The organism is Streptomyces sp. O3 (genome assembly GCF_054788135.1).
In genome coordinates this window covers 1-910 of record NZ_JBTVYK010000126.1, presented here as the reverse complement: position 1 = coordinate 910, position 910 = coordinate 1, and the positions used below count along the sequence as shown (strand labels likewise).

The window sequence follows — 910 nt, the reverse complement described above, 5'->3', positions numbered from 1 at the left end:
TGCGCAAGGTGCTCATCGCCAACCGTGGCGAAATCGCTGTTCGGGTGGCCCGGGCGTGCCGGGACGCGGGGATCGCGAGTGTGGCCGTGTACGCGGAGCCGGACCGGGACGCGTTGCATGTGCGGGCCGCGGACGAGGCGTTCGCGCTGGGCGGTGACACTCCCGCCGCGAGTTATCTGGACATGGCCAAGGTGCTGGCCGCGGCGAAGGACTCGGGGGCGGACGCGGTCCATCCCGGTTATGGGTTCCTTTCCGAGAACGCGGAGTTCGCGCAGGCCGTGCTGGACGCGGGCCTGATCTGGATCGGCCCGCCCCCGCAGGCGATCCGGGACCTGGGTGACAAGGTCGCGGCGCGGCATATCGCGCAGCGCGCCGGGGCCCCGCTGGTGGCGGGTACGCCGGATCCGGTGTCGGGTGCGGACGAGGTGGTGGCCTTCGCGAAGGAGCACGGTCTGCCGATCGCGATCAAGGCGGCGTTCGGCGGTGGCGGGCGCGGGCTGAAGGTGGCCCGCACGCTGGAGGAGGTCCCCGAGCTGTATGACTCGGCGGTGCGTGAGGCGGTGGCGGCCTTCGGCCGCGGCGAGTGCTTCGTGGAGCGCTATCTGGACAAGCCCCGGCATGTGGAGACCCAGTGCCTGGCCGACCAGCACGGCAATGTGGTGGTCGTGTCCACGCGTGACTGCTCGCTGCAGCGCCGTCACCAGAAGCTGGTGGAGGAGGCCCCGGCGCCGTTCCTGTCGGATGAGCAGAACGCTGAGCTGTACGCGGCGTCCAAGGCGATCCTGAAGGAGGCCGGGTATGTCGGTGCGGGGACGGTGGAGTTCCTGGTCGGTGTGGACGGGACGATCTCCTTCCTTGAGGTGAACACCCGTCTGCAGGTGGAGCACCCGGTGACGGAGGAGGTCACCGG

General features: G+C 70.3%; 1 protein-coding gene. It reads left to right on the top strand.

The annotated features are described in order from the left end of the window. A partial coding sequence (locus ACX6XY_RS30000) for an acetyl-CoA carboxylase biotin carboxylase subunit (RefSeq protein WP_460337763.1) occupies positions 1-910 on the top strand: 910 nt, incomplete at both ends.